The sequence below is a fragment of the Butyrivibrio hungatei genome, from assembly GCF_900101605.1.
GTDB classification, from domain to species: domain Bacteria; phylum Bacillota; class Clostridia; order Lachnospirales; family Lachnospiraceae; genus Butyrivibrio; species Butyrivibrio hungatei_B.
The window spans coordinates 154,387-178,691 of record NZ_FMUR01000005.1; the positions used below are offsets into that span (position 1 = coordinate 154,387).

Annotated in this window: 21 protein-coding genes and 1 riboswitch; of the genes, 17 read left to right on the forward strand and 4 right to left on the reverse strand. The window is 41.5% G+C overall.

Features of this window, described 5'->3' with window-relative positions:
• Positions 1-57 precede the first annotated feature (57 nt).
• The 8 genes from argH (at position 58) to BLP87_RS04485 (ending at position 9,582) form a co-directional block, all read left to right on the forward strand.
• Entirely contained in the window at positions 58-1,443 is a 1,386-nt protein-coding gene (gene argH / locus BLP87_RS04450) for an argininosuccinate lyase (protein WP_074461627.1), read from the forward strand.
• 23 nt (positions 1,444-1,466) lie between these two features.
• Positions 1,467-2,552, forward strand: a complete 1,086-nt coding sequence (gene asd, locus BLP87_RS04455; protein ID WP_026513783.1) for an aspartate-semialdehyde dehydrogenase — start codon at positions 1,467-1,469, stop codon at positions 2,550-2,552.
• Positions 2,553-2,569: 17 nt separating this feature from the next.
• Positions 2,570-3,946, forward strand: coding sequence for an ATP-binding protein (locus BLP87_RS04460; protein ID WP_074461628.1), 1,377 nt, complete (start codon positions 2,570-2,572; stop codon positions 3,944-3,946).
• Positions 3,939-6,041, forward strand: a complete 2,103-nt coding sequence (locus BLP87_RS04465; protein ID WP_074461629.1) for a DNA topoisomerase — start codon at positions 3,939-3,941, stop codon at positions 6,039-6,041. The genes BLP87_RS04460 and BLP87_RS04465 overlap by 8 nt, the downstream gene beginning before the upstream one ends.
• A gap of 1 nt (position 6,042) precedes the next feature.
• A complete protein-coding gene (locus BLP87_RS04470) occupies positions 6,043-6,717 on the forward strand; it encodes an LbetaH domain-containing protein (protein WP_074461630.1) in 675 nt (224 codons plus the stop codon).
• A 224-nt stretch (positions 6,718-6,941) separates the two neighbouring features.
• Entirely contained in the window at positions 6,942-7,634 is a 693-nt protein-coding gene (locus BLP87_RS04475) for an iron-sulfur cluster assembly scaffold protein (RefSeq protein ID WP_026513780.1), read from the forward strand.
• A gap of 22 nt (positions 7,635-7,656) precedes the next feature.
• Complete coding sequence (locus tag BLP87_RS04480; RefSeq protein WP_074461631.1) at positions 7,657-8,676, forward strand: GGGtGRT protein; 1,020 nt, start codon at positions 7,657-7,659, stop codon at positions 8,674-8,676.
• 333 nt (positions 8,677-9,009) lie between these two features.
• Complete coding sequence (locus tag BLP87_RS04485; protein ID WP_074461632.1) at positions 9,010-9,582, forward strand: VanZ family protein; 573 nt, start codon at positions 9,010-9,012, stop codon at positions 9,580-9,582.
• A 66-nt stretch (positions 9,583-9,648) separates the two neighbouring features.
• Here the strand turns inward: BLP87_RS04485 and BLP87_RS04490 are convergent, their stop codons facing one another.
• Positions 9,649-10,689, reverse strand: a complete 1,041-nt coding sequence (locus tag BLP87_RS04490; RefSeq protein WP_074461633.1) for a GGDEF domain-containing protein — start codon at positions 10,687-10,689, stop codon at positions 9,649-9,651.
• Positions 10,690-10,802: 113 nt separating this feature from the next.
• The gene (locus BLP87_RS04495; protein WP_176756602.1) at positions 10,803-12,266 is read right to left on the reverse strand and encodes a GGDEF domain-containing protein; all 1,464 of its coding nucleotides are present in this window, start codon (positions 12,264-12,266) and stop codon (positions 10,803-10,805) included.
• A gap of 180 nt (positions 12,267-12,446) precedes the next feature.
• Here BLP87_RS04495 and BLP87_RS04500 point away from each other — a divergent pair, with 180 nt between their 5' ends.
• The 5 genes from BLP87_RS04500 to BLP87_RS04520 are packed head-to-tail and all read left to right on the forward strand — an operon-like array spanning position 12,447 to position 18,317.
• Positions 12,447-12,896, forward strand: coding sequence for an NfeD family protein (locus BLP87_RS04500; protein ID WP_074461635.1), 450 nt, complete (start codon positions 12,447-12,449; stop codon positions 12,894-12,896).
• Between the two features lie 25 nt (positions 12,897-12,921).
• Entirely contained in the window at positions 12,922-13,836 is a 915-nt protein-coding gene (locus BLP87_RS04505; RefSeq protein ID WP_083334472.1) for an SPFH domain-containing protein, read from the forward strand.
• A 34-nt stretch (positions 13,837-13,870) separates the two neighbouring features.
• Complete coding sequence (locus BLP87_RS04510; protein WP_242871811.1) at positions 13,871-15,622, forward strand: ABC transporter ATP-binding protein; 1,752 nt, start codon at positions 13,871-13,873, stop codon at positions 15,620-15,622.
• Positions 15,619-17,427 (forward strand): ABC transporter ATP-binding protein, encoded by a 1,809-nt coding sequence (locus BLP87_RS04515; RefSeq protein ID WP_074461638.1) that lies wholly within the window; start codon positions 15,619-15,621, stop codon positions 17,425-17,427. The genes BLP87_RS04510 and BLP87_RS04515 overlap by 4 nt, the downstream gene beginning before the upstream one ends.
• Entirely contained in the window at positions 17,424-18,317 is an 894-nt protein-coding gene (locus tag BLP87_RS04520; protein ID WP_083334473.1) for a metallophosphoesterase family protein, read from the forward strand. Before BLP87_RS04515 ends, BLP87_RS04520 begins: the two co-directional genes overlap by 4 nt.
• 3 nt (positions 18,318-18,320) lie before the next feature.
• On the opposite strand, the gene BLP87_RS04525 is transcribed toward BLP87_RS04520, so the two are convergent.
• Positions 18,321-18,710: a hypothetical protein gene (locus BLP87_RS04525; protein WP_074461639.1), complete on the reverse strand. Its 390-nt coding sequence runs from the start codon at positions 18,708-18,710 to the stop codon at positions 18,321-18,323.
• A 291-nt stretch (positions 18,711-19,001) separates the two neighbouring features.
• On the opposite strand from BLP87_RS04525, the gene BLP87_RS04530 reads away from it, so the two are divergent.
• A complete protein-coding gene (locus BLP87_RS04530) occupies positions 19,002-20,045 on the forward strand; it encodes an SseB family protein (protein ID WP_074461640.1) in 1,044 nt (347 codons plus the stop codon).
• Between the two features lie 113 nt (positions 20,046-20,158).
• On the opposite strand, the gene BLP87_RS04535 is transcribed toward BLP87_RS04530, so the two are convergent.
• A complete protein-coding gene (locus BLP87_RS04535) occupies positions 20,159-20,482 on the reverse strand; it encodes a hypothetical protein (RefSeq protein WP_074461641.1) in 324 nt (107 codons plus the stop codon).
• 211 nt (positions 20,483-20,693) lie between these two features.
• A riboswitch (cyclic di-GMP riboswitch) is annotated at positions 20,694-20,787 on the forward strand.
• 100 nt (positions 20,788-20,887) lie between these two features.
• On the opposite strand from BLP87_RS04535, the gene BLP87_RS04540 reads away from it, so the two are divergent.
• The 3 genes from BLP87_RS04540 (at position 20,888) to groL (ending at position 23,957) form a co-directional block, all read left to right on the forward strand.
• Positions 20,888-21,514 carry a hypothetical protein gene (locus tag BLP87_RS04540; RefSeq protein WP_074461642.1) on the forward strand — a complete coding sequence of 209 codons (627 nt, stop codon included), beginning with the start codon at positions 20,888-20,890 and terminating at the stop codon, positions 21,512-21,514.
• A gap of 508 nt (positions 21,515-22,022) precedes the next feature.
• Positions 22,023-22,307, forward strand: coding sequence for a co-chaperone GroES (locus BLP87_RS04545; RefSeq protein WP_074461643.1), 285 nt, complete (start codon positions 22,023-22,025; stop codon positions 22,305-22,307).
• Positions 22,308-22,334: 27 nt separating this feature from the next.
• Positions 22,335-23,957: a chaperonin GroEL gene (gene groL / locus BLP87_RS04550; RefSeq protein ID WP_074461644.1), complete on the forward strand. Its 1,623-nt coding sequence runs from the start codon at positions 22,335-22,337 to the stop codon at positions 23,955-23,957.
• The last annotated feature ends 348 nt before the right edge of the window (positions 23,958-24,305 follow it).

Below are 24,305 nucleotides of genomic sequence, written 5' to 3' on the forward strand. Positions count from 1 at the left end.
AGTTGTGATTATAATTTTTTGTACTTTACTATGAAAAAGTGGGAAGGATAAATAAATATGGCACAGCTTTGGGGAGGCAGATTCACCGGCAGCATAAATGAACTGGCTTGGAATTTTAATGCATCCATCAGTTTTGACAAGAGATTTTTGGAACAGGATGTCAGAGGCAGCAAGGCACATGCGACTATGCTTGCCAAGCAGAACATCATTTCCGAAGAAGAGAAGAAACTCATAACTGAGGGACTTGATTCTATTTTAGAGGACGTTAAGGCCGGAAAACTTGAGATAACAAGCAAATATGAGGATATTCACAGTTTCCTTGAGGCTAATCTTATAGACAGAGTCGGAGATGCGGGAAAGAAGGTTCATACCGGACGAAGCAGAAACGATCAGGTCGCTCTTGATATGAGACTTTATGCAAGAGGCGAAGTTGAGCACATGGCAGATCTTTTGAACAATATGCTCGTTACGCTTCTTGATATTATGAAAGCGAATACCGAGACCTATATGCCCGGTTTTACGCATCTTCAGAAAGCACAACCCGTTACACTCGCACACCATGTGGGTGCATATTTTGAAATGTTTAAAAGAGACCTTCTGAGAATGAAGGATATACGCGAGAGGATGAATTATTGTCCGCTCGGAGCGGGAGCGCTTGCGGGAACGACATATCCGCTTGACAGAGATTACACTGCGGAGCTTCTTGATTTTTACGGACCGACACTTAACAGTATGGATTCCGTATCAGACAGAGATTATCTTATTGAGTTCCTTGCAGCTCTTTCGACTGTAATGATGCATCTTTCAAGATTCAGCGAAGAGATCATCATCTGGAACTCTAACGAATACAGATTTGTTGACATTGATGATGCATATTCTACTGGAAGCAGCATCATGCCTCAGAAGAAGAACCCCGATATCGCGGAACTTGTAAGAGGAAAGACCGGAAGAGTTTACGGAGACCTCATGTCGCTTCTTACAACGATGAAGGGAATCCCGCTTGCATACAACAAGGATATGCAGGAGGACAAGGAGGCTGCGTTTGATGCCATTGATACGGCTTCAAATTGCCTGACTCTTTTTACCGACATGTTAAGGACACTCAAGTTCAACAAAGAGAACATGGAAAAGAGTGCGATGATGGGCTTTACAAATGCCACTGATGCGGCAGATTACCTCGTTGTTAAGGGTATGCCTTTCAGAGATGCACATTCCGTTATCGGAAGACTTGTTCTTCATTGCATAGATAAAAAGTGTGCGATAGACGATCTTAAGATTGATGAACTTAAGAGCTTTTCGGAGCTTTTTGACGAAGACATCTATGATGCGATCAGTCTTGAGACTTGTGTAAACAAGAGGCTTACGGTCGGAGCACCGAGCCCTGTTGTAATGAAAAAAGTAATTGATGTTAATGAAGCTTTTTTAAAAGAATTTAAGCTTTAATATATGATAACTAGGAGGACATTATGAGCGAGAAATTGAAGGTTGCGGTACTTGGCGGAACAGGAATGGTAGGACAGAGATTTATTGATATTATCAAGGATCATCCCTGGTTTGAAGTTACAACAATTGCTGCAAGCCCAAGAAGTGCAGGACAGACATACGAAGAGGCTGTAGGAAACAGATGGAAGATGGACGGACCTATTCCCGATTCCATTAAGAACATCGTTATCAAGGACGTTACAGATGTAAAGGGCGTTTCAGAGGACGTTGACTTTGTTCTTTCAGCAGTAAATATGTCAAAGGATGAGATCAAGGCTATCGAGGAAGAGTATGCCAAGACAGAGACTCCTGTAGTTTCAAATAACAGCGCACACAGATGGACTCCCGATGTTCCTATGATCATCCCTGAGATCAACCCTGAGCACATGGATGTTATCGAGTTCCAGAAAAAGAGACTCGGAACAACAAAGGGATTCATCGCAGTTAAGCCCAACTGCTCAATCCAGAGCTACACACCCGCTCTTACAGCATGGAAAGAGTTTGAGCCTTACGAGGTAGTTGCTACAACATATCAGGCTATTTCAGGTGCGGGCAAGAACTTTGACGAGTGGCCGGAGATGGTTGGAAACGTTATTCCTTTCATTTCAGGTGAAGAAGAGAAGTCAGAGAAAGAGCCGCTCAGAATCTGGGGTAAGGTTGAGAACGGTGTTATCGTTCCTGCCGATGATGTTAAGATTACATGCCAGTGCATCAGAATCCCTGTACTTTACGGTCATACAGCTGCTGCTTTCGTTAAGTTCAAGAAGAATCCTACAAAGGAACAGCTTATCGAGAAGCTTGAGAAGTTCTCGGGACTTCCTCAGGAGCTTAAGCTTCCCAGCGCTCCCAAGCAGTTTATTCAGTATATGCAGGAAGATAACAGACCTCAGATCACACTTGACGTTAACTATGAGAACGGCATGGGTGTAAGCATCGGACGTATCCGTGAGGATTCTGTTTATGATTGGAAATTTGTAGGTCTTTCACACAATACACTTCGCGGCGCTGCAGGTGGTGCGGTTGAGTGTGCAGAGCTCTTGAAGGCAAGCGGATTTATTAACAAAAAGTGATAAAGATAAAGTAAAGTATGGAAGAGCAGAGACAGGACGATTTAAGTTTTTTAAACAGATATTATGAGAGTGGTTTGTCCAATATTCTTGTTGTCTACGGACACAGAAATATTGAACAGGATGCTTTTCTTATGAAATTCATGGAAAACAGAAAGAGCTTTTTCTATTCGGCGCGTTCCGCGTCGGGTAGAGAACAGCTCAGGCTGTGGACCGAAGAGTTAAAAAACGACGGGATTGTTGCGGATAAAATAGACAGCTATTACAATCTGTTTGGTATTTGCGCCGATTCTGTCGGAAGAGTTCCTGTTGTTTTTGTGATCAGAAATTTTGAGAACATTTTAAAGACAGATCAGACATTTATGAGTCAGTTGACAGATTACATTGAAAAGAACGGTAAGTTCAAGCAGATACTTGTTCTTCTTGTAAGTTGCGATGTCAACTGGGTTGAAAACAGTATGGTGGCAAGTCTTGGGAATCTTGCGGCAAATATCGCGGGATTTAGGAAGATAAAGCCACTTCCGTTTTCTGACCTCAGATCTTTTTATCCCGGAATGTCCTATAAGGATGCGGTGATGACGTATTCGGTGCTCGGAGGACAGACCGGACTGTGGAAATATTTTGACGGTTCGCTTTCTTTTAAAGAGAACGTTTGTAAGAATATTTTGAATAAGGATTCTTTTCTCTATGGTGAGGCGCAGAGGCTCACATCGGAGAATCTTAGGGAGACTTCTGTTTATCACACGATCCTTTCCGTGATGGCAAGAGGCATCAATAAGCTCAATGATATATATCATGAGACGGGGTTCTCGAGAGCAAAGATTTCTGTTTATCTCAAGACTTTGATAAATCACGATTTTGCCTATAAAGCATATTCGTTTGGAAATGTGGGAAGAGAAAATGTTGTTAAGGGTGTGTACAAGATAGCCGATCCCCTTATGGATTTCTACTTCAGTTTCATCTTCCCGAATGAAAGTAATCTTATGCGGATGCCTGCCGAAAGATTTTATGATATATTTATATCTGCAGGAATTCAAAATTATGCTGCGGAGCATTTTAAGTCTGTTTGCCGCGAATATATCTTGCACTGCGACGAGAAAGGTCTTTTTCCTTTTGAGATAGAGGAAGAAGGAGAGTGGCTCGGTAAAGAGGGCAGTCTTGATATTATCGTCCAGAGCGATGTCGGAGATACGGCGATCGGAATGTGCTGTTGGCAGAGACAGGCTACACATGATGACCTAATAAGCATAGAGTCCTGCGCAAAAAAAGCAAGACTTGAGGGAGATTATTACTATTTCTTTTCAACTGTGGGATTCGATGCGTGGCTGCAGGATGCAGCAATGAAGCCCGAAAGTAAGATACGGTTGATTGGGATAGACGAACTTACGAATGGCTAAACAGGTTTATATAGCGGAAAAACCAAGTGTTGCTCAGGCATTTGCCTCGGCGATGAAAATAAATTTTACCAGGAGAGACGGTTACCTTGAGTCGGACACCGCCATCGTTACATGGTGTGTCGGACATCTGGTAACCATGAGCTATCCTGAGGTCTATGACGAAAAATATAAAAGGTGGTCTTTGGACACACTTCCTTTTATTCCGGAAACCTTCAAATATGAGGTCATCGGAAATGTCTCAAAACAATTCAAGATAGTAAAAGAACTGCTTAACAGAGAAGATGTTGATACGATATATATCTGTACCGACTCGGGACGCGAGGGTGAGTATATATATCGTCTTGTTGATATGCAGGCAAATGTAAAAGACAAGAAACGAAAGAGGGTTTGGATCGACTCGCAGACGGAAGATGAGATTCTGCGCGGAATCAGAGAAGCGAAGGATGACAGCGAGTATGACAATCTCGGAGCGTCCGCGTTCCTCAGGGCAAAAGAGGATTACCTCATGGGTATCAATTTCTCCAGAGCCCTTACTTTGAAATATGCCTACTCCATCAAGAACTATCTCAATATAGAAAAATGTGTTGTTTCGGTCGGACGAGTAATGACCTGCGTTTTGGGAATTGTCGTTGAGAGGGAGAGGGAGATAAGAGAATTTGTTAAGACTCCTTTTTACCGTGTTATTTCCAAGGTCGATATAGCGGGCAAAAAATGTGATGCAGAGTGGAGAGTTACGGACGATTCCAAGTACAATGGCTCTTTTGATCTGTACAGTGAAAAGGGCTTTAAGACAAAAGAGGGTGCAGAGAAGCTGATAAAAGCGCTCGGAGAGACTCCTGTCAGTGCATCGGTACTTAAGTGTGAGAAGAAAAAAGAAGCCAAAAATCCGCCTCTTTTGTACAATCTTGCGGAGCTTCAAAATGACTGCTCGAGATTTTTTAAGATAAGTCCTGACGAAACGCTTGCCGTGGCTCAGGAACTCTACGAGAAGAAGCTCACGACTTATCCGAGAACGGACGCCAGAGTTATGTCATCTGCGATTGCCAAAGTGATAGATAAGAATATCGGCGGACTTTTTGCATATGAACCGTGTGCGATATTTGCAAAGTCGATATTACAGCACGAAGCGCACAAGGGCATTGAGAAGACCAGATACGTAAACGATAAGGCTATAACCGACCACTATGCGATAATACCGACAGGTCAGGGATTATCGGCGCTTCAGGGACTTAGCCCGACATCGGCTAAGGTCTATGAGATAATAGTAAGAAGGTTTCTGGCTGTTTTTTACCCACCTGCGAATTATCAGAAGGTTGCGCTTGAGCTTGCGATGGACAATAAGGAAGAAGAGGGCAAGAAAGAACATTTTTTTGCAAACTTCAAGATACTTACGCAGAAGGGCTATCTTCACGTGATGGATTATTCTTTTTTCAAGGATAAAGATAAGAATAAAAAAGCGGACGATGAAAAAGAAAACGAGAGCGAAGACGAGACCGTAACGGATGAGGAGCTCTTTGAACATCTTCAGAAGCTTAAGAAGAACGATGTTCTTAATGCTGAATCTTTTGAACTTAAGGAAGGTGAGACAACACCGCCAAAGCGCTATAACTCTGGTACGATGATCCTTACGATGGAGAATGCGGGACAGTTTATCGAAGATGAGGAGCTTAGAGCGCAGATAAAGGGTTCGGGAATAGGTACGAGCGCTACGAGAGCGGGAATACTCACGAAACTTGTAAATATTAAGTATCTTAATCTGAATAAAAAGACGCAGATAATAACGCCTACGCAGCTTGGTGAGATGATATATGAGACTGTTGCGTGTTCCATGAAGCCTATGCTGAATCCGGCACTTACGGCAAGCTGGGAAAAGGGACTTACAGGCGTTGCGGAAGGTACGATTTCTGAAAAAGAATATATGGAAAAGCTTGATGATTTTGTGAGCAAGCGAACGAATCTTGTAAAGCAAAATGATTACAGAAGGCTGTTGCTTTCGAGATTTGATTATGTTTCGACCAATTATAAAAAGGCTGAGCAAAAGAAAGGTTCAGCCAAGAAAAGTACTAAAAAGAAAAATACGGTAACGGAGGCGTGAAATGGAAGAATTTAAGATTTCAAACATGTACGATCTTAACGAGACAATAGCGGCAGATTATATGAAGACTAAGGAGTATCCTTGGGAGCTTCTTGCAGGAATCAAGGACTATATCATAGAACTTGGAAATAAGCTTCCTGCAGATAAGTTTGAGAAGCGCGGAGAGAATGTCTGGATTGCAAAGAGTGCAAAGGTTTTTGATTCAGCCTATATCGGAGGCCCGTGTATCATCGATGAGGATGCGGAAGTAAGACAGTGCGCATTTATAAGAGGTAGCGCTATTGTCGGAAAGGGAGCTGTTGTTGGAAATTCCACAGAGCTTAAGAATGTAATTCTTTTTAATAAAGTTCAGGTTCCTCATTACAACTATGTCGGAGATTCAATTCTCGGATTTAAGGCGCATATGGGCGCGGGTTCCATCACATCAAACGTAAAAAGCGATAAAAAGCTCATTGTTGTAAAGAACGGCGCGGATGATAAGGTTGAGACGGGCCTTAAGAAGATGGGAGCGATGCTTGGAGACAATGTTGAGGTTGGATGCAACTCAGTCCTTAATCCCGGAACCGTTATCGGCAGATGGTGCAATATCTATCCGCTTTCATCGGTAAGAGGATGCATTCCCGAGTATCACATTTTCAAAGATAAGGACCATATTGTTAAAAAGGAAGAAGATTGAAGCGGATTGGTGATTAATACGTTAAAAATATAACATTACCATTGAAATATACGCTGATTTATGTAAAAATATTTGTTGGCGAATATATGTGATTCGGTTGTTTTACCGATATATATATTTGCCGTCTCTGACCGTGCTTGGCAGGCACATTTTTGGTCATTCTGTTTTACAGGTAGTTAGTAAGTAATGGTTCATTACTTTACAATATGAAAGGAGATTTTCACATGATTTACTCAACAGAGGTAAAGAATATGTGTCCCGTAACACAAGGGGTACATCATGGCGCTGCGCCCATTCCTGAAGAGGCTAAGTGGGTTCAGTCCAAAGAGATTAAGGACATTTCCGGCTATACACACGGTATTGGTTGGTGTGCACCTCAGCAGGGTTGCTGCAAGCTTTCACTTAACGTTAAGGAAGGTATCATTCAGGAGGCACTCGTAGAGACTATCGGATGCTCAGGAATGACTCATTCAGCAGCTATGGCTTCTGAGATTCTTCCCGGACTTACAGTTCTTGAAGCACTTAACACAGACCTTGTTTGTGATGCTATCAATACTGCTATGAGAGAGCTCTTCCTTCAGATCGTTTACGGAAGAACACAGTCTGCATTCTCAGAGGACGGACTTCAGATCGGTGCAGGTCTTGAGGATCTTGGTAAGGGTACTCGCTCAATGGTTGGTACAACTTACGGAACACTTGACAAGGGACCTCGTTATCTTGAGCTTACTGACGGTTACATCACAGAGGTTGCTCTTGATGAGAACGACGAGATTATCGGATACAAGTATGTTAACTTCGGAAAGATGATGGACTTCATCAAGGCCGGTGATGACGCTAACACAGCAATGGAGAAGGCTAAGGGTCAGTACGGACGTGTTGCTGATGCTGCTAGATTCATTGATCCCAGAAAAGAGTAATTAAGGTAAGGAGGAATTTAAAATGGCTTTATTTGAATCATATGAAAGAAGAGAGCCCCAGATCCTGGCTTGCCTTAAGGAGTATGGGATTTCTTCAATAGAAGAGTGTAAAGATATTACAATGGCAGCAGGCATCGATGTTTACAGCCTTATCGAAGGCATCCAGCCTATCTGCTTTGAGAACGCTAAGTGGGCTTACACAGTAGGTGCTGCTATCGCAATCAAGAAGGGATGCCGCAAGGCTTCTGAGGCTGCTGCTGCAATCGGTATCGGTCTTCAGGCTTTCTGTATTCCCGGATCTGTTGCTGACCGCCGTAAGGTAGGTCTTGGACATGGTAACCTTGGAAAGATGCTTCTTGAAGAGGATACAGAGTGTTTCGCATTCCTTGCAGGTCACGAGTCATTCGCTGCTGCTGAGGGTGCTATCGGTATCGCTGAGAAGGCTAACAAGGTTCGTCAGAAACCCCTCAGAGTTATCCTTAACGGTCTTGGAAAAGACGCAGCTCAGATCATTTCTCGTATCAATGGTTTCACATATGTTGAGACACAGTACGATTACTACACAGGCGAGGTAAAGGAAGTATTCAGAAAGTGCTATTCTAAGGATGCAAATTCACCTCGTGCAAAGGTTAACTGCTACGGTGCTAACGACGTACAGGAAGGTGTTGCTATCATGTGGAAGGAGAACGTTGACGTATCTATCACAGGTAACTCAACAAATCCTACAAGATTCCAGCACCCTGTTGCAGGAACATATAAGAAAGAGCGTACAGAAGCCGGCAAGAAGTACTTCTCAGTTGCTTCAGGCGGCGGTACAGGACGTACACTTCACCCTGACAACATGGCTGCAGGTCCTGCTTCTTATGGTATGACAGATACTATGGGACGTATGCACTCAGATGCTCAGTTCGCAGGATCTTCATCAGTTCCCGCTCACGTTGAGATGATGGGTCTTATCGGCGCAGGTAACAACCCGATGGTTGGTATGACTGTTTCTACAGCCGTTTCTATCGAAGAAGCAGCTAAGGCTGGTAAGTTTTGACCTTGCCAACTTAGCGAGGTCTTGTCGAGCTTAGTTGGCAAGGTCGTTCGATCGAGCGCGAAGTGCGAGAGTCGAACTTCCTTTTGATATCAGCTTAACGAGGTCTTGTCGAGTTTAGTGATCAAGGTCGTTCGGGCGAGCGCTGTGGCGCGAGAGCCGAACTTCCTATTTAAGCCGGATAGCTAATTATAATAAAATAAGGTCGGTTCTGTTTTATACAGAACCGACCTTTTCTTTACGAAAACCAGTCATTATTTGACTTTGAGCCCCTTTCAGTGTTATCATTTCCGCATGTCATAGGCTTTTTGTGACAGCTTGAAAGGAAAGATTTACATGATTCAGATTACTTACTTGGGGATGTTTACTTTTATTACGATATGCTGGATCGTTGCGAGAATAATATGTGCCAGAGTTAATAAAAGTGTGAACATAAGATATGAATTGAAACTTTTGACTATATATGCTTGTTTGGTGGTTATCGCCAGATATGTGTATTTCCCGTTTGAGCTTGAAAACGGACATATTCCTCCTGTAATTTTTGATATTCATAGGGCATATCCGTTTAAGTGTAATTTTAAGATACTTCTTTTTCTTGAGCAGAAATATGTCGGCTACAAAATAAATATACTCGGTAATATTGCGATGTTTATACCTGTAGGAATGGCTTTGCCGTTTTGCTACAAAAAACTCAGCAATATCATAAAGGTTACTCTTATCGGATTATGCTGGACTGTTTTTATCGAGATATCACAGCTTCCTTTATATCAGAGACGCACAGACATCGATGATGTGCTCCTTAACACACTCGGAGTGCTGATCGGAGCCATAATATATTTTGAAGCTAAAGCTGTTTACGAATTTATAAAAGAAGATAAGAAAAGCTCTAAGATGATCACGGAAAATTAGGAATAATTATAAAAGGGTGAAATCCATTTGATACCTATGGATCTCACCCTTATTTTGTCGGAAAACTTATTTTATCATATCCGGATAGTTATAATAGAATTCCTCATTAAATTCCTGCTCGTACTTGTTGGCATATTTCATTGCGCTGTGAAGAGCGCCGTCGGTGTTGTCCGTGTAGTATCCGACTGTGAAATAGAGCCAATCGGGATCGCTTGCAAGGTCCTTGAGATTCTCAATTTTTTCTTCAAACTCTTCTTCGGAGCTTGTCGTTGATATAACTGCGAATTCATCACCGGACGAACGGTATATGTAATCATTATGGAATACTTCTTTGAGCATTTTGCCGGCTTCTTTCAGAAGGTTATTACCAACATCATGTCCCTGCTTCTCGTTAACTGTCTTAAGTGTGTTGAGATAACAGAAAGCAACACTGAACGGGGCGGGAGTGAGCTTTAATTGTGCTGAAAGTTCATCTACCATATTGTTCATTGCAGTTCTGTTATATACGCCTGTCCTTGAATCGATAAGACTTAGGTTTCTTAACCTCTCTATGAGAAGATGATGAGCAACTTCCGATGTGACAAAGGCAGACAGAAGCTCAATAATCTTTTTAAACTCAGCTATCTTTGCAGTATTGAAGTTTGTGACATACATATATCCTATTATGGTATTTTGATGAATGAAAGGGATAAGACACAGAGTCTCGACGCCGTTTTCTTTAAGAGTTTTTACCCAGGCGGGAGAGCGCTTTTCGTAATTATCCATATCTGCACTATTTGTTATGATTATAGAATCATTCTCAAGTGTAAGTTCTTCCCATGTCTCAACCACTTCATACGGAATGTTGTCAAAAACATTTTGAAGCACGATTTCATTGTTTCTTACACTCTCGCCGACAACATTAAATTTGTAAAGATCTCTTGATATTGTCATGATACATGAAGCATAAGAATCGGTATATTCTCTTAAATCTTTGGCGACATTATCCATGCTGGAACGGAAATCTTCGCCCATGCGCATATGTAGACAAGTCTTTATTATGAAGGCCGAAAGATCGGCGGATAATTCTATCTCATCAAAATGCTCAAAAAGTTTATTGAGTGACATTGTTTACCTCCAAAAAGTGCATCTTACCGCATAGTAAATTCATATCTATATTATCCTTAAATTATTGAATAATCAAACAATAAAGTGTGAAAAATAATAAATTAATAATTAAGTTAACGCCTTCTGTCGGGGTGCTTTTCATAGAATTCGTTTTTGTCCCGATACATCCGTTCATCTGCATAGCGCATGGCAAGTTCCAAGGGGCCCGATCCGCCGTCGTGATAGTAACCGATCGCAAAACACAGCTTGTCTGGATCGCTTGTAAGTTCACGGAGTCTTTTTATTTTTTCCTCAAACTCATGCTCTGAGCTGTGCGTTGAGATGATTGAAAATTCATCGCCGCCGGCCCTGTAGATGTTGTCATCTTTAAAGACTTCCTTGAGAATGTCGGCAGCTGCTGCGATAAGCTTGTCACCCGCATCATGACCCAGATTATCGTTTACGATCTTAAGCCCGTTGATATCACAGTATGCGACAGAAAACGGGATGGGATTAAATTTGAATTTAATAGAAAACTCTTCAAGATCTGCATTCATGCAGTTTCTGTTCTTTACGCCTGTCAGAATGTCTATATTGCTGAGGTATTCAAGCTTTTCAAGGAAAAGATGGTTTGCAACTTCCGCAGATAAGAAAAAAGACAACAGCTCGAGCATTTCTTTGACTTTTCTCATCTGACTGACATCAAAATTTGAAATAAACAGATAGCCTATTATGTTATTTTGGCGTAGAAAGGGTACGAGGCACAGACTGAAAACGCGACTGTCTCTCAGAGTTTTTACCCACTCGGGAGCCTGACTTTCGTAATATTCAAGATCCTGCTCGTTCTTAATGATGATCGCATTTGTATGTTTCAGAAGCTTTTCCCAGCTTGCGACAGTTGAGAAAGGAATATTGGCAAATATTTCTTTTATGCTTACTTCATCGACGGTTGAACCGCTTATCACTTCGTATTTTTTTAGGTCGCTCTGGTAGGACATTATACTTGCACCGTAGGCGCCGGCATATTCTCTTATATAATCCGTAACAAGCTGCATGCTGGAATAGAAATCATTTTCACTTTGAAGCTCTAAGCAAGATTTTATGATGAATGAGGCAATATCGGGAGATACCGCGGAAAACTTATTCACATCCATTTCCTTGTTTAATGTGTATATGAAAAGGCAGAAAGCAACGTTGGGTTCTGTTTTATCGCTGCTTACTGCGACGGGCAGGAAAAAGTTTTCGGTCCAGTATCCGTACATTTTTGTCGTATCTACATAGTTATGGATGGGCTCTCTTTTCCATGCCGCTCTGAAACAGGCATCTTCAAATTTAAGCTCCTTTTGAACATTTGCTGTATATAATTCACCCTCAAGCCTTGATTCTACTTCTTTCAGTCGTTCTTCTCTGGTTTTACTGTTATCTGATTCGTCTTTAAAAAAAAGATACAAAGAGTCGGAAATAAATGAATCGTTCATGGTAAAGTAGCGAAGCTCGTCGCAATTTCCGTTACCGTCTTTTTTGACGGACAGGATTGCGGCTGAAAGAGGTATTGAATTTACGGCTGTTTTAAGCTCTGTATATAAATCATCGATCATATGCATAAGTCCTTTCCCCTATAATATATAATAGCCGTGATTTGAGTAATAATCAAATGGTATAACGATAAGAAGTTTACCTGATATATACATGGATTTCCCGCTGAAAAGAATGTATAATATGAGTAATACGTTACCCAAAACAGCGGTAGCGGCGATGCAATGGGGAAGGGGGTATCTATGGATTTTATTTCTACACCGGCAGGTTATTGGCTGGTAATCACTGTTGTATTTGCATTAATTGAACTTGCAACCGTCGGACTTGTGACGATATGGTTTGCTGCAGGTAGTTTTATCGCGATGATACTTGCACTGGCAGGAGCGGGACTTCCGGCTCAGGTTGCCGTGTTTGTGCTTGTTTCAGTCGTATGTATCGCGGCGGTAAGACCTATTGCAGCCAAACATTTTAATAACAATCTGACCAAGACCAATATTGACTCCGTTATCGGTAAAAAACTGATCGTAAAGACCGGGATCGATAATATGAAAAATAGCGGTAAGGTTGAGCTTGAGGGTTCAATCTGGCTTGCAAGATCGACTGATGACAACATTACAATCGAAGAAGGAGAGGAAGTTGTCGTCGAAAAGATTGTCGGAAATAAACTGATCGTAAAAAAAATAACTTATTAAAAATTGAGAGAGAGAGGACATAATTATGTTTATTTTTCCTATTGTGGTAATTCTTGTGATTATTTTGCTTGCGGCAAATATCAGGATCGTGCCTCAGGCACATTCATTTATCGTTGAGAGACTCGGAGCATATAAGGAGACATGGGATGTAGGTCTTCATATAAAAGTTCCTTTTATAGACAGAGTGGCAAGACAGGTTGATCTTAAGGAGCAGTATTGCGACTTCCCGCCTCAGCCCGTTATCACACAGGATAACGTAACAATGCAGATTGACTCTATCGTATTCTTCAGAATTTCAGATCCTATGGCATTTGCATATGGTGTAAGAAATCCTATCGGAGCTATTGAGAATCTTACTGCTACAACACTTCGTAATGTTATCGGATCGCTTACACTTGATGAGACACTTACATCAAGAGATCAGATCAATGCGCAGATGCAGGATGCTCTTGATATCGCAACAGACCCTTGGGGAATCAAGATTACAAGAGTTGAGCTTAAGAATATCAATCCTCCCGAGCAGATCCGTGATGCGATGGAGAAGCAGATGAAGGCTGAGCGTGAAAAGAGAGAGAAGATTCTCTTTGCAGAAGGTGAAAAGCAGTCTCAGATCACTGTTGCAGAAGGTGAGAAGCAGAGTAAGATCCTTCAGGCCGAGGCTGATAAACAGGCTACTATCCTCAGAGCTGAAGCTGAGAGAGAAAAGAGAATCCGTGAGGCCGAAGGTCAGGCTGAAGCTATCAAGAATATCCAGGAGGCTAATGCAGAAGGTATCAAGATGCTCAAGGAAGCCGGAGCAGATGAGTCTGTTCTTACACTTAAGAGCCTTGAGGCGTTTGAGAAGGCTGCAAACGGACAGGCAACCAAGATAATCGTTCCTTCAAACATTCAGAGCGTTGCGGGACTTGCAGGATCATTAAAAGAAATAGTAAAAGGATAATATGATCATATTATATTTTCTTGAGGGGAGCTTATTGATTTTTTTAATAAGCGTGATATTTTCGGTTATTGTGACGTTTCTTGACATGATAGGACCGAAGATAATTCAATATACGATTGATTTTTGTATTGCGGACACTGCCTTAAATGAGGGCAGTGTCCCTGCATATATGGAAAGATTGATCGAAAAAGCAGGCGGCAGGGTGTTTCTTAAAGAGAACCTTGTATATGTAGCGGCTGCTGTTATTACAGTTGCGCTTCTTGCGGCGCTTTGCAGATATCTTTTAAAACTTACCAATTCCATTGCGGCGGAGAGATTCGTTCGCAGAATGAGAGATAAGCTTTTTGAACATATTATGGAGCTGCCTTTTTCGTGGCACAGCGAAAATCACACCGGCGATATCATTCAGCGTTGTACATCGGATGTTGATACGATAAAGATGTTTGTCTCGGAGCAGCTTCATTCTCTTGTAAGAACGGTGATAAGGATAGTTGTAGCGGTATATTTCATGATCGGCATAAATAAGACCATGACTTTGATATCCGCGGTTTTTATTCCTGTCATAGTTCTTTATTCATGTTTTTTCCATAACAAGATAAGAGTGGGCTTTGAACAGGCGGATTCGGAAGAAGGAAGACTTTCTTCGACTGCGCAGGAGAATCTTACGGGAGTTCGCGTAGTAAGGGCATTTGGAAGAGAAAAGTATGAAAGAGACCGCTTTGAAAAACAAAATTCGCATTATACAGATCTCTGGATAAGGCTTATAAAGATTCTGGCGGCGTTCTGGGCATCAAATGATCTGATTTCGGGATTACAGGTCATGATCATAACGGTGGTCGGAGCGGTATTTTGCGTAAAAGATACAATAACTGTCGGCGAGTATATCGCTTTTGTTTCTTACAACGCCATGCTCACATGGCCTGTACGTGCGCTTGGAAGGATCATCTCCGAGATGAGTAAAGCAAGGGTTTCTATAGACCGTATTGCTTATATTATGAACTCCGAAGTCGAAAAAGACGCAGAAAACGCGGTTGAACCCGATATGAACCGCGATATAAGATTTGAAAATGTTTCTTACAGATACGACGAAGGTTTGAGCGAAGTTGTCGAAAATGTAAGTTTTACAATAAAAGCAGGAACAACGGTTGGAATACTTGGAGGAACGGGATCCGGTAAATCTACTCTAATGTATCTTTTGGACAGATTATATAAGTTGCCTGAAGGATGCGGAAAAATCTACATAGGAGATACGGATATAGCCGATATCAAAGCAAGTCATTTAAGGAAAAATATAGGACTTGTCCTTCAGGAGCCATTTCTTTTTTCAGGGACACTTTCTGAAAATATCGGAATAGCGGGTAATAATCCGAATATGAAAGAAATCAGAGAAGCGGCTAAGATAGCGGCGCTTGATGATACCATACTTTCTTTTAACAAAGGATATGATACCTATGTGGGAGAGAGGGGCGTTACCCTTTCGGGAGGCCAGAAGCAAAGGACCGCGATAGCGCAGATGCTGATGTCAAAGCCGCCTATCATGGTATTTGATGACTCACTGTCGGCTGTAGATACCGAGACCGATATGAAAATCAGGAAGGCGCTTTCCGAAAATGCAGGAAATTCAACGGTTATAATAATATCCCACAGGATAACGACTCTGATGCACGCGGATAATATCATTGTGCTTGATAAAGGAAGGGTGGCGCAGATCGGAAACCATGATAAGCTCCTTGAGCAGGATGGAATCTATAAAAAAATTTATGATATACAGATGCAGGGAATATGAAAGAAGAAAATAACGTAAAGCTGCCGTTTTTTGGCATACCAAAACTTTATACGTATATAAAACCTTATCTTCCGAAGATCATCCTGATGGTTTCTTTGGGCGTGATAAGTTCGCTCTTTGATTCTGTTTTTCCGATATTTAACAGGTTCGCGCTGGATAATTTTGTGGCAAAAAAGACATTGGAGGGGCTTCCTTTATTCATTGTCCTTTATTTTGTGATCCTGATTATCCAGGTTGTCGACAATTACGTGACCTGCGATCTGTGCGGACAGGTTGAGATGGGGATGGACAGAGATCTTAGAAATGCTTCTTTTAACCATCTTCAGGAACTGTCATTTGACTATTTTAACAGAAACAATGTCGGATATATTCACGCGAGAGTAATGAGCGATACGGGAAAGATCGGCGTTATGGTGTCATGGAGAATGATGGATATCATATGGAACGGCGCTTACATTGTGTGGGTGCTCGTTATGATGCTTGTGATGAATGTAAGGCTCGCGGCATTTGTGATCGTGATGGTTCCTGTTGCGGCCGTGATCGCGATGTATTTCCAGAAAAAGCTCCTTGTGCTTAACAGAAAGATAAGAGAGATAAATTCGACGATAACGGGAAATTTCAATGAAGGGATTACCGGTGCCAAGGCGATAAAGTCACTTGTTGTCGAGGATAAGATAAAAGAGGATTTTGAAAAAGATACGGAGAAAATGCGGAGAGAATCGGTTCATTCCACGCATTATTCGGCTCTTTTTACTTCTCTTATAACCATGCTGTCTTCGTTTGCGCTTGCACTTGTATTGTGGAAGGGCGGTAATCTTACAGAGAGCGGTATCATACAGATAGGTACGCTGTCGGTGTTCCTGTCATATGCGCTAGGGCTTCTTGAGCCGGTACAGAATGTGATCGTCACGATATCAGAGATGATCGCGGTTCAGGTAAATGTTGAGAGGCTCTTCAGACTCCTTGAGACAGAGTCTGATGTCTCTGATTCTATTGAAGTAATTGAAAAATACGGAGATACTTTTAATCCCAAAAAAGAGAACTGGGAACCTTTGATAGGAGATATTGAATTTAAGGATGTTTCTTTTAAATATCCGGACGGCGATGAATATGTCCTTGAAAACTTTAATCTCAAAGTGCCGAAAGGAACGAACGTCGCAATAGTGGGAGAGACGGGCGCCGGCAAATCGACGCTTGTAAATCTTGTTTGCAGATTTTTTAAACCGACAAAGGGACAGGTCCTTATCGATGGAAAAGATGCGGCTCTTAGGTCGCAGTTATGGCTTCACAGTAATCTTGGATATGTACTTCAGACGCCGCACTTGTTTTCGGGTTCCGTAAGAGATAATCTTAAATACGGAAAGCCTGATGCGACCGATGAAGAGATAATGGGGGCGCTTAGGCTCGTATCTGCCGAAGATATAGTAAAGAAGATGGAGAAGGGGCTTGACAGCGACGTCGGAGAAGACGGCGACATGCTGTCGACGGGTGAAAAGCAGCTTCTTTCGTTTGCGAGGGCGATACTTGCAGATCCAAGGATTCTTATTCTTGATGAGGCGACATCCTCGATCGACACAGTTACGGAGAGGGCGATTCAGGATGCCATTGTCACAGTTACGAAGGGAAGGACATCTTTTGTCATAGCACACAGGCTGTCAACTATCGTAGATGCTGATATAATATTGGTGGTAAGAGACGGTAAGATAACAGAGCGCGGCAAACACGCGGAGCTTATGAAGCAGAAGGGTTATTATTACGAACTCTTTACCAGACAGTTTGATGAACGGAGCTTTAGTCTTATATGATTGATATTGCGGTATTTGCCGATATACACGGCAATCATTCTGCGTTGCAGGCTTGCATAGATTATGCCATGGGGAGGGGGATAACGAATTTTCTTCTTTTGGGGGATTATGTGTCGGATTGTCCGTATCCTCAGAAAACGATGGAACTTATCTATGTTCTGAAGCAGTATTTTAATACCTGCATAATACGCGGAAACAGGGAGGAATACCTTCTTAATTACAGGAAAAAAGGCGGTGAGGGCTGGAAAGCCGGATCGTCGAGCGGAAGCCTTCTTTACACTTATAATAATCTCACGGATAAAGATTTTGATTTTTTTGCTTCGCTTCAGAATCAGGGAGTATATGAGATGCCGGGGATGCCTAAGTTTCAGTATTGTCACGGATCGCCGGAAAATACAAGCGAGGTGCTTATCAGGGAAAAGAGAAATACCAAGAGGATACTTGCGCATATGAATACGTCGCTCCTTCTCCACGGACACGTGCATATTCAGGATGCATATGTTTATAGGGGCAAAAAAGCCGTTGGCCCCGGATCTATCGGGATTCCCTGGTCTCACGGCGGGAAAACGCAGTTCTGTATACTTCACGGAAACGGGAAAACATGGGAAGAAGAGCTTATTCAGCTTGAGTATGACAGGAAAGAGATATTAAAGGAATTTAAAGAGTCAGGTCTTTGCAATACCGCACCTGCGTGGGCTGCACTGGCCATGCATACGATAAGGACCGGAGTGGACCTTAGTGAAACAGTTCTGCTCCGCGCCATGCGACTATGCGAACAGGAACGCGGAGCAGTTAAATGGCCGGATATACCGGAAAAATACTGGGCTATAGCTCTAAAAGAGAACTATATTGATCTTTCGGGAAAAGAAATTCCTCACAAAAAAGATTAAAATTCAAGTTGTTGTATCGATTGATATTGATGTATCGGCGGCGGTAGTTTTACTGCCGTCTTTTTCGTATTGTTTAAGCTGGTTGTCGAGCCAGTTTGATCTGAATTTCTCATATTTGTCAGCAGTAACTTTGGCTGTGTCTTTGGTATTTGACGTAGAAGTTACTTTCTTGGAATCGGTTGTCTTATCCGGATCGGAGACGGAAACGTTTGCCGTGCTTCCGGTTTCTCTGTATGCGTTGAGCGCTGCCTGATTGCCGACTTTTTTCACATATGATTTCATAAGCGACCTGTAAGAGCCGTTTTTAATGCTTGAATAATCCGAAAGAAGATTGTTCATATCGGACATGTAGTTGTATGAGCCCGATAGACTGTCAAAAATATTTGTGCTCATAACATTGCCCTCCTTGTACATGCGCTTAAAGCGTAAACTCAAAACATCCTTGTTTTGAAAGCGACATTTTCTTAACTGTATTATGTATTATAAATCTTAGATATGCAATTTATTTATTATAAAAAGAATATGAACTAATTAAATGGCTTTTTTATTCAGTTTTTTACGAGGCTAAATTATTGCGCTGAAAGTTCACACATGTTAAGATGTTAATAGGAAATTTATATAATTAATTTTCTAATAACGCAACCGGAGATTCAGCAAACGACAAAGAGGAAAATTTTTTTATTAATGACAAGAGAAGAGAGAACACAACATGCACATGATATAAGTAACAGATATGTTCCGAGAATAAGCCCTGATGAGACGGAAACCATGAAGGAGATAAGAAATCTTCCAATCCAGGATATCATAACGATACATTCCAATGCCTGTTATGCAGTTGAGAAGGGGATTTTCGTAGGTATCAGCAAAGATACTTTAAAAAAGAAGGATACGCACGCTGTCAGATTTATTAAGGCGATAGATGCACTTAAGAAAATCATAATCGAAAGGCTTAAGTCGGCTGAACGGCTTTGGACGGTTACCGACAGGATAACTCATTCACCTTTTATAGATGACGGGAACAGGGTCTGGGTATTTACGGAAAGAGAGTATGCCGATGAGTGTATAGGATATTTTATAAAGCAGTTCAGGACTACGTTTGAAGTGACCGAGATACCGCATGGCGACTTGTTTAAATTTTTTGGCGTTTCGGCTTATATGAGAGGTGTGCAGGTTTTTCAGGTTGATATTATGGCATATTCGGCGATATCGATAAAGAGCGAAGAGATAATCCCGGTGCCTGATTTTAGTAAGACACCTGAGATAAACAGGCCTGTCATGAATCCGGATTTTTTCCGCTCCGTGGCGAAGTTTCAGGAAGAGCGCTTCTACAGTGCAGATTATGACGGAAAAAAAGAAATGCTTAAAAAACTTGAAGCAGATATAGTTAAGGCATTTCGCGGAGCATCATTTCTGGTACCCGTTAAGGGCATGGACCAGATTGCAAAAAGAATCGATGCAAAAGGTTCGGTAAAGAAAGAAACGCAGATTTCGATTCCGTGTCTTTCAAAGGGAAATGGGAAAAACGAGACAAATGCAACGCCTGTCTTTACGGACTGGGATGAATTCTGCAAGGTTTATTCGCAGGAAGAATGGGGCGGATGGATATGGAAGGCATCAGATCTGATGGGCGCGCCGGAAGATATGATCGTTGTAAATTCAGGAACGCTGGGCTTTGAGATGTCCAAAGGCATGATAAGAAAGATGCTGGGACGAAAGAAAGCTATTTAAAGGATTTATTAAAAGGACTTCATCTGTACTATGTTATAGTACAGTCGAAGTCCTTTTTTTATATCATAGGGAATTTCTTTTGCGCGCTGGCATTTCGCGAGCGAAATACTTATTTAATTTGTATGTTTTGTATCTGAGCTTTCATCTTCGGTGTCATCCGTAAGAAGTGTATTTTTCATATAAGAATAGTTGATCAGTCTTTCGGCGTACTGCTCAGCGATATTGTAAGCAAAAGAAATCTTTCGGATATTTGAATCAATATCATGGAGCGTAATATTTATTTTGGCCGCCATCATGCGTACATAGCTTTTGTTGGCGGGATCCATATCCATTTTTTCAAATTTTGCCAGAAGCTCATTTATTTCTTCTTTGCAGTTTTCCAGTTCTTTTTTATGTGATATAAGTTCATCATTGATGAATATGATTTTTGTTTCCATAGCATTTTTCCAATCTTTGATAGATTATATCTCTACATTTTTGTAAAATATATGTTAATAAAAAGATTATAAAAAATTTTTCGGAATGTTGCAAGTATTCTTGTGACAAAAGTGAAGGATTTTGCTGAAAAGTATGATTATAAAGGCGAGTAGCAGTATATGGATTAATTTGATTGATAATGGACTTAGGTTATGTTAAAATTAACATAGAGAGAAAACGGGGCAAACATACAGAAATGTATGGGCGCAAAGTCGTAAATCTTTTATTGTGTGTAATAACATAACGAGATGGTTTGACTGCAGAATAACGGAGAAATCTATTATTTCTGCGGTCATTTTTTGTATCTTAGGAAATTTTTTTCTTTGCTACAAAGTGTTTTTATAATTGGAAAGGGAGTTGGTGGTATGAAAAAGAAAATGATGATATGTCTTATGGCATCAGTGATGATGTTTACACTTGTTGGATGCGAAGTGCCGGAAATAGAGGAACTTTCTGATATAGGTGAAATGATTGAATCTGAGCTAAGCAGTGATTCAGATTTTAGTATTGAGGAATTGTTTGAGGAAAGTAGTGCCGAAGGTTCATCAGATGAGATGACAGAAGAGGAATCGGCTGCTGAGGCTACATCGGAAGAACCCATGGTTCCCGATAATTCTTTTGAATATAATGGAAAAACAGTTTCTGTAAATGATGATATTGATACGATCCTTAGTGTTATCGGAACGGAAGAGAATCAGACAGGGGATGAATCCGGAAATATTTATTATATCGATACGGACAGAATGGTTCTTTTTACAGAAGAAGTTGACGGAGTGAAATCGCTAGGACAGCTTACGATACACGATGAGAACGTTAAGACGGCCAGAGGCATTTCTGTCGGAAGCACTGAAGAGGAAGTGCGTGCCGCCTACGGAGAACCTTCAAGCGAAACTATGGAAGGAAGCCATATCTTGAACTATGATTTCGAAGACTGTGGAATCACATTTGCGCTGGATGAGAAGGTTGTTGCGATAACGTACTTTAAGCAGTAAGTAAGCCGGAGCATCAAAATATTTGAAATCTCTCGGAATTGTTGCCAGTAAGACTGATTATACGGTCTGTATAGCATCAAAAAATCCGGAAAGGCTTTATTTTCGATGCTTTGAACATATTAATACATGGTTATAAAGCATCAAAAATTCGTAGATATCTATGATTTTGATGCTTTTCTTATTTTTTCCTGAGTACCGGCACGTTGACTTTTAATCGGGGATTTTACTGAAATGTCGACACGACATCATATTAATACGGTTTTATGCCTCTGAAATGCAGACTGACGCTACAAGTTTATACTTTTTTAATAACTAAATGATGCAAAAGAGAGATAAGATGAGATAATTAAAGAAAATGAGAGTATAATGTATCTGATGTTTGATATCCACGTTTGCACATACAAAGCGAAGTCACTAATATATGTTCTTAGAGGTTAGCACTCAATCGAAATGAGTGCTAACAATTTAAAAAGATTATTCAAAACATCATATAAAGGAGGCATTTGTAATGAAATTACAACCACTTGCAGACAGAGTTGTATTAAAGCAGCTTGAAGCAGAAGAGACAACAAAATCAGGAATCGTACTTCCCGGAGCAGAGAAGGAGAAGCCTCAGCAGGCAGAAGTTATCGCTGTCGGACCCGGTGGAGTAGTTGACGGTAAGGAAGTTACTATGCAGGTTAAGACAGGCGACAATGTTATCTATTCAAAATATGCCGGAACAGAAGTTAAGCTTGATGATGTAACATACATTATTGTTAAGCAGAACGATATTCTTGCTATTATTAAATAATCAAACACAATTCGGAGGATAAATAAAATGGCAAAGACAATTAAGTACGGCGCAGACGCCCGCACAGCTATGGTTGAAGGCGTTAATAAGCTTGCAGATACAGTAAGAGTAACAATCGGACCTAAGGGAAGAAACGTAGTTCTCGATAAATCATACGGTGCACCTACAATCACAAACGACGGTGTTACTATCGCAAAAGAGATCGAGCTTGAGGATGCTTATGAGAACATGGGCGCTCAGCTTGTAAAAGAAGTTGCTACAAAGACAAATGACGTAGCAGGTGACGGAACAACAACAGCTACAGTTCTTGCACAGGCTATGATCAATGAAGGTGTTAAGAACCTTGCTGCAGGCGCTAACCCTATCGTTCTCAGAAAAGGTATGAAGAAGGCTACAGAGTGCGCAGTAGAAGCAATCAGCAAGATGGCTACAAAGGTAAAAGGCAAGGATCAGATCATGAGAGTTGCCGCTGTTTCATCAGGAGATGATGAAGTTGGACAGATGATCGCTGACGCTATGGAGAAGGTTTCAAACGACGGCGTTATCACAATCGAAGAGTCTAAGACAATGCAGACTGAGCTTGACCTCGTAGAAGGAATGCAGTTCGACAGAGGATACATCTCAGCTTACATGGCTACAGATATGGACAAGATGGAAGCAAATCTTGAGGATCCTTATGTTCTTATCACAGATAAGAAGATCTCTAACATCCAGGATATCCTTCCTCTTCTTGAGCAGATTGTTAAGACAGGATCTAAGCTCCTTATCATCGCTGAGGATGTAGACGGTGAGGCTCTTACAACACTTATCGTTAACAAGCTCCGTGGAACATTCAACGTAGTAGCAGTTAAGGCTCCCGGATATGGTGACAGAAGAAAGGCTATGCTTGAGGATATCGCTATCCTTACAGGCGGTAAGGTTATTTCTTCAGACCTTGGCCTTGAGCTTAAGGATACAACACTTGATGACCTCGGAAGAGCTAAGAGCATCAAGGTTGAGAAAGAGAAGACAACAATCGTTGACGGTCTTGGTGAGAAAGATGAGATCGCTGCAAGAGTTGCACAGATTAAGAAGCAGATCGAAGATACAACATCTGATTTCGATAAAGAAAAACTTCAGGAGAGACTTGCTAAGCTTGCAGGCGGCGTAGCCGTTATCAGAGTAGGTGCTGCAACTGAGACTGAAATGAAAGAAGCTAAGTACAGAATGGAAGATGCTCTCAATGCTACAAGAGCGGCAGTAGAAGAAGGTATCATCTTCGGTGGTGGATCAGCTTATATCCATGCATCTAAGGAAGTTGAGAAACTTGCTGCAAGCCTTGAGGGAGATGAGAAGACAGGTGCAAATGTAGTTCTTAAGGCACTTGAGGCTCCTCTTTTCCACATCGCTAACAATGCAGGTCTTGACGGATCTGTTATCGTTAACAAGGTTAAGGAAAGCAAAGTTGGCGTAGGCTTTAATGCATACTCAGAAGAGTACGTAGACATGGTTAAGGACGGAATCATCGATCCTGCCAAGGTTACAAGAAGCGCTATCCAGAACGCTACATCTGTTGCATCAAGCTTCCTTACAACAGAAGCAGCAGTAGCAACAATCAAAGAACCCGCTCCTGCAATGCCTGCAGGTGGACCTGGTATGGGGATGATGTGAGCGATAACGAGCAAAACTCGTTCAGCACTTAATATATCGCCACGTAGTGGCTCAAATAAAAAAGAAGATTGCCCTCAAGCTTGCTTGAAAGGGCAATCTTCTTTTTTATTTGAGAAAGCTCCGAAGGAGCGCGATATATTAAGTGTTGAAAAGAGCTTTGCGACAACGTACGACAAGAGAAAATAGCCCAATGTACTGATTATCCATAATCAAAGTATGTTGGGCTATTTTCTCTTGTATAAGCGTATCGACATGCCCCCCTCAATCTCACTTGAAAGGACGTTTCTCTCTTTTATAACCGCCCATGTAAAAGCGCCCCTCTCAATATACTTGAAAGGGACGCTTTCA